This window comes from Candidatus Obscuribacterales bacterium (assembly GCA_036703605.1).
Taxonomy (GTDB): Bacteria; Cyanobacteriota; Cyanobacteriia; order RECH01; family RECH01; genus RECH01.
On sequence record DATNRH010000276.1, the window covers coordinates 1 to 6,230 of the forward strand.

The window sequence follows — 6,230 nt, forward strand, 5'->3', positions numbered from 1 at the left end:
GATCAACACTTCGAGTATGGGCTGGCGCAAGGAGGGTTTAAGAGGATGTCTGAGAGCTGCCCTTGATGAACCTTAACGTATAGAGTTAGCCTTACTGAGCAATACTAAGACGAGACCACAGCCTAGCCACAAGAATAAACAGAGCCGTGTAAGGGCGATCGCTTCTTGAATTACAGTAGGTGTAATCGGTCGCACTGGATCTCCGAGCAGTGGCTTCGATGTGACAACGCCGCGATAGATATTATCACCTCCTACCTGCACCCCCAGCACCGCCGCATAGATACATTCACTCCAGCCAGAATTGGGGCTTGGATCTGCGATCGCATCCCGACGACACACCTGCAACACCTGACGCGGACGGCGAGACCAGATAGCTAGGGTAAGAACCGTCAGGCGACAAGGCAACCAGGTAAGGATATCTTCCAAACGAGCACTACACCAACCAAGATATGTATAGGGAGCGCGTCGGTAGCCCACCATAGAATCTAGGGTGCTGGCGGCTTTGTAGCCCATGGCAAGCGCCACGGCCGCCATGGGGTGGATCAGGGCTCCTAGGATGGCGTAGAACAGGGGAGCCATGACGCCGTCTACAGCATTTTCGGTAACGGTTTCCAGGACAGCCCGCAAAATTTCAACTTCGGAGAGTTGGTCGGTGTCGCGGCCCACATAGCGGCTGAGACGCGATCGCGATTCTTCTAGGTCTCCCTGCTGAAGTGGCGTGAGGACATCTAGGGCCGCATCCCGAAGACTGCGGCCGGCTATGCAGGCGGACAGGAAGAGGATAGCGAGGATCATGCCCAGGATCGGATGGAGGTAATTGCCTAGCCACACCAGACCGAAGGCGATCGCCCCACTGCCAAGGATGACTAGTAGAGTTAGCCCAATACCGGCCAGGCGCAGCGTCCAGGGCACCTTGAGCCACGCGATCGCCACGCGACTGTAGGCAGAAATCACCCAGCCCATGAACTGGACGGGGTGGGGCAAACTCCAGGGATCGCCTATGAGATAATCAAGCAGCGCCGCACCGCCGAGCAGGGCAATGGCGCTTAGGTCTGGTGTGCCCATGGTGATCCTGTCTGTAGTCTGAATATTATGAAATCTATTGCCATTCTTGGAACGTCGTCAAATGCGGGCAAAAGCTGGGTGACTACAGCCTTGGGGGCTTGGCTATGGCGGCAGGGGGTGCGGGTAGCTCCCTTCAAGGCGCAGAATATGTCGAACAACTCCTATGTCACCTTAGAGGGAGGCGAAATCGGTCGGGCCCAAGCAGTGCAGGCGATCGCCTGTGGACTGCGGCCGGTGGCGGAGATGAATCCGATTCTGCTGAAGCCCTGTGGCAATAGCGTGTCTCAGTTGGTGCTGCTGGGACAGCCCAAAACCCATATCCGCGCTGCTGACTATTATCAGCATATTGAGACGCTTTGGGAAACGGTATGTCAGACGTTAGAAGGATGGCGATCGCGTTGTGATGTGCTGCTCCTAGAAGGCGCGGGCAGTCCGGTGGAGCTAAATCTCATGCACCGAGATTTGGTGAATCTACGTCCCATTGCTTACCTGGAGGGGCGGTGGTTATTGGTGGGGGACATTGAACGGGGCGGTATTTTTGCCCAGATGGTGGGAACCTATGGGTTAATGCCGAGCGATCGCCAAAAGCAGGGACTAGGCATAATCGTGAATAAATTTCGAGGAGATCTGAGTTTATTTAGCACGGCGGGAGACTATTTTACGCAGCACCTCCCTAGTTTACCCTATCTAGGAACATTACCCTATCAAACAGATCTTCAGCCAGAAAGTGAAGATAGCCTTTGCCAGGAAGCGGAGGAAAAGGGCAGTGGTGCAGTACTGGGCTGGATTCGCTTTCCCTCGACGTCGAACTCTCAGGATAGTCAGCCATGGCAATTAGACCGTGGCGTGCAGGTGCGCTGGATCATGACGGTGGAAGCGCTGCAAACGGCTCAGGTGATTATTTTACCCGGAAGTAAGAATACGCTGCGAGATTTGCAATGGTTGCGAGAGACGGGGCTGGCAGCAGCAATCTGTGAGGCGGCCCATCGGGGGGTGCCAATTGTGGGCATCTGTGGCGGTTATCAAATGCTCTGCCAGTCTCTAAGTGATCCTTCGGGTGTAGCGGGGGATGCGGGGACGGTGGCGGGGCTGGGTCTGTTGCCAGCGGTGACCACCTTTGCGGAAACGAAATCGCTGCAGCAGGTCGAGGCGCTCTGGCAGGGCGATCGCTGGACTGCCTACGAAATTCACATGGGTCAAACCCAGGCGATCGCTCCCGTGGAGTCGTTGTTGACCCTTCAGTCTGCAGGTCAGATCATTCCCGAGGGCATGCGTCAGGGTAAGGTGTGGGGCACCTATGTCCATGGGTTGTTTGAATCCGCGGTCTTACGACAGTCTCTCATTCAACAGTCCAGTATTCGTGGCTATATGCCTTCACCCCTATCCTGGCAAGATCATCAGCGCCAACTCTACGATCGCATGGCCGACTTGCTAGACAAGCATCTCGACCTCGAACCCATCCGCCGCTATTTGGCCCTGTAAGCCGCGCTAGAATAAGCAACGTCCTCTTTTCTGGAACACCATGACTGACCCCTCCGTGCAAGACTCCAGCCAGCGAGAAAAAGAACGTCTACAAAAAATTAAACAAGCCAAAGACCAAGCGCGGGAAGCACGACAGGGCAATGAACGGGGTCTATATCTGCTGTTCACCGGCTTAGGAAAAGGCAAGACCAGCAGCGCTATGAATTTGGTCTATCGCCATCTGGCCCATGATCTACCAGTGGCGGTGGTGCAGTTTGTGAAAAATTCGGAAGCCTACCCAGATGGCGATCGCCAGATGTTACAAAAGTTGAGCGATCGCGGCTTTCCGGTAAAGATCCATACCCTAGGTGGTGGCTTTACTTGGGAAACCCAAGATCCTGAGGGCGATCGGCAAATGGCAGCAGCGGCTTGGCAGCAAGCCACCGATTACATTATGGATGAAACAATTTCCTTGGTGGTGCTGGATGAATTGCACATTGCCCTCAAAAAACAGCAGCTTGAGGTCGATCCGGTGCTATCGGTGATCCAATCGCGCCCCCATCTGTGCCATGTGGCCAGTACAGGTCGCTATGCCCCCCAAATGTTGATCGATGCAGCAGATCTGGTAACGGAAATGACGCGGATCAAGCATCCCATTAGCCAGGGAATTCCAGCCCAAGTCGGCATTGAATTTTGAGATGTCTAGATCTGCGACTTCTTAAAGAAGTCGCAGATCTTTGTTAGAGTCGGAGACCTTCGTGGGTCAAGACGATAGGCTGCTCACCAACGATCGCACCGCTTCGACGTAGTCGTCCCCGGCAACCCAGACGAGGTCGTTGTGGTCGGCGTTGGGCACCCAGAGCGATTGCTTGGGATCTGAGGCAACAGCGTAGAGCGATCGCCCATGGTCGATAGAAATCGTGTCGTCAGCTTCGCCGTGGATAATTAGGACGGGAAGGTTGAGTTGGCGGAGGCGATCGCGGTTCGGAAATTTGTCGAAGGGAAAAATAGGAATGGGCAACAGCACCCGAAAAGCAGAGGTGAAGGTACTTTCTAGGATCATCCCAGCGCTGGATTCCTGGGTAGCTAAGTACAATGACGGGCCGCCGCCCACCGATCGCCCATGGATAAGAATGCGATCGCTAGGAATCTCCAAATCATCCACCATATAGCGATAGACGGCGGTGATATCGCGGTAGGACTGCTGTTCGGATGATTTGCCGGTGCTCAATCCGTAGCCGCTATAGTCGTAGCTAACCACCGAAACGCCAGCGGAGTATAGAACGTCGAGGACGGGGGCAATCAGACCCAGATCTTCTGCATTGCCGTGGCTATAGAGTAGGGTATAGTCGGCGTTGGGGTTGGGCAAATGGAGGACGGCTAGTTGATGGTTGCCAACCGGAACGGTAACCAGGTCAGGAAGTTGGGCATAGCTGGAGGCAGGGGGTAGAAAGATTTTGCTGTCGGCGGTGAAGAAAACATAGAGGGTGACAACAGCGTAGATAATCAGGAGCGATCGCCCCAACCTTGCCACAGACCAGCGCCCAAGAACCCAGCGACGTACCCACCGAGGCGTTGTAGAACCCATAACGAGGATATCTCCAAGAGTGATGACCTATAGCCGATTGATCAATAAACGGCGTTGCCGAATAAAGATATGAAATTAGAATGTGAACATCTTGCTCACACGACCTTTCGGTTAGATGCGCGCTATTCATTCAAGGCTGTGGCTGCCCTAAGTGTTTGTAACTCCTTTGGCAAAGGGGCGGTGAAACGGAGGATTGAGGGCAGAATGTTCCAGCCATGGCCATTCGACCAAACTTGAGATGAGCATCTCGCTCACGGTTCGCTAGCGCAAATCATATCATGATTCAGAAGCGCCCGATAAACTAAGGCAGTCAACTATTGGATGGATGAGCCAGGCACTCCAGCAACAGTCAAAAAGGTATGTATCGTTTCAAGACATAAAGCAAGATTCGTATCTCGATATTAAAAAACAATACAATTATTGCGTAGGGAAATAATAGGAGTAGCCAGGCTGTTGGTGCGAACGCCTGTGAAGTGCTTTGAGACATGACCACAAAAAGTCCACCTGTTAAAAGTAAGCCCATTAGGCCAACCGGCATAAGTGCCCTTAAAGTAGGACGACTAGTAATATGTATATAGGTTTCATCTGATGTCTGACTAGGCTGAAGATAGATCTGTGTTACTAAGGGAAAGCGACTATCTCCATAGGCATCTTCTCCATAGGGGCCTCGAATCGTGATGCGATCGCTTCTGGTTATAATCTGATACTTGCCTTGGTTGAACCGAGATCTGCTGTTAATAGCCATCCTATCTGGGCTGAGTGACAGAAATATCTGGATAATGTCGTCGGAAGACAGGGCACTGCGATGTACACCTTGGTAGAAAGGAACGATATAGTGAAACCATGAAACAGCACCATGCATAGCTAGTTGTTGGCGTGTCATAGATTGATCTCAAATCCGATTGATTAGAGAGCTATAGGATATGCTCCTCACTCTAACCCGCTCTCTCCTAGTTTTGGGAAAAGAACTAGACATCCGCTAGTCTTAACCCATTATCTTCTAGGAGAGGATCTTGGATTGAGAGGTACAGAGTATCTATATAATATCAAGTCCCATTGAAGGGTTATAGGCTGGTACATCCTGCCTTCGATTCACCGCTTCGCTGCCTCCTTAGCAAGAGAGCTACAGACATCTGGTTACTGCCACAGCCTTCAATAGATGGTGTGTCTAACCAGACTTGATATAACCGTAGGCAGGGATTTTGATATGCATAACTCACTCGACCATAGAATCCTAGCCGTCGAGGAATGCTCTTGAAAGTCTTGGGTAAGGAAGCTGACATCGAGCAAAGGCCTGTTTGGCTCGGCGAATAATGTCGGTTTGATAAACAAACTCATCGCGGGCATCCATGGGATAAGATCGCAGCTTGAACTGAGTTCCCCATACCTCCTCCTTCATCACCACCACGATAGGGAGCTTCAGTTGGGTATATCGACTGCTGTAGGCTGCTTGGTATAAGATACGAATAACTTGCTCTGAGTCAACGCTGTGGTCGAAGTAAAAATTGGTGGCAACCTGTGCTTCCAGATTTCCGCTGTTGGCATTGGCGATCGCTTCTGTCCAGGTTTTGTTATGGGGAATAGTGACGGTATTGTCATCTGGCGTTTGCAGTTGAATGCCTCTAAGTCCATAGCCAACCACCTCACCGTAATGTTCCTCAATTTGGATGCGATCGCCTACTCGATAGGGTGCTTCAAACAATGCAACGGCTCCAGCAATAATAGAACTAACGTAGTCTTTAAATGCAAATCCAAGGGCAACGGCTATGGTTCCCGTGAGTGCCAGCAGGTTAGACTCAGACAAGTTAAAAAATAGTCTAACTATATAGGAAACAACCATGATTAGAATCAAGCCCTTCCAGAATGGAAGTGATTGTTTAATCAATAGACGAAAGCGCCGAGGAACCTTCTCTGACATCCAGTTCGTGAACATCTGGATAAGAGCCGTACTTCCGTAGGCAATCAACACGGCAATAATGGCTCGAACAACTTTTTGTAGGGTAATATCTTCAAGCAATTTCTGGGGCAGATCTGGTGACTCAATCTGTGCGAAAGAGATAATCAATTCTGTCCAATCCATGATACTAACCCAGGTATGGTGCTCCAATATCAGCAT

The 6,230-nt window shown here is 51.5% G+C and carries 6 protein-coding genes; 2 read left to right on the forward strand and 4 right to left on the reverse strand.

The features are described from left to right. Positions 1-72: 72 nt before the first annotated feature. Entirely contained in the window at positions 73-1,065 is a 993-nt protein-coding gene (gene cbiB / locus V6D20_05850) for an adenosylcobinamide-phosphate synthase CbiB (GenBank protein ID HEY9815309.1), read from the reverse strand. A gap of 27 nt (positions 1,066-1,092) precedes the next feature. Here cbiB and V6D20_05855 point away from each other — a divergent pair, with 27 nt between their 5' ends. Continuing rightward, on the forward strand, positions 1,093-2,547 hold the full coding sequence (locus tag V6D20_05855) for a cobyric acid synthase (protein HEY9815310.1): 1,455 nt from the start codon (positions 1,093-1,095) through the stop codon (positions 2,545-2,547). Between the two features lie 40 nt (positions 2,548-2,587). Continuing rightward, a complete protein-coding gene (locus V6D20_05860) occupies positions 2,588-3,223 on the forward strand; it encodes a cob(I)yrinic acid a,c-diamide adenosyltransferase (GenBank protein HEY9815311.1) in 636 nt (211 codons plus the stop codon). Positions 3,224-3,289: 66 nt separating this feature from the next. On the opposite strand, the gene V6D20_05865 is transcribed toward V6D20_05860, so the two are convergent. From V6D20_05865 to V6D20_05875, 3 genes are all read right to left on the reverse strand, one after another. Next, positions 3,290-4,114 carry an alpha/beta hydrolase gene (locus V6D20_05865; GenBank protein HEY9815312.1) on the reverse strand — a complete coding sequence of 275 codons (825 nt, stop codon included), beginning with the start codon at positions 4,112-4,114 and terminating at the stop codon, positions 3,290-3,292. A 349-nt stretch (positions 4,115-4,463) separates the two neighbouring features. After that, a complete protein-coding gene (locus tag V6D20_05870; GenBank protein HEY9815313.1) occupies positions 4,464-4,997 on the reverse strand; it encodes a hypothetical protein in 534 nt (177 codons plus the stop codon). Positions 4,998-5,348: 351 nt separating this feature from the next. Further along, positions 5,349-6,230, reverse strand: an 882-nt coding sequence (locus V6D20_05875) for a mechanosensitive ion channel family protein (protein ID HEY9815314.1), incomplete at its 5' end; no start/stop codon positions are given.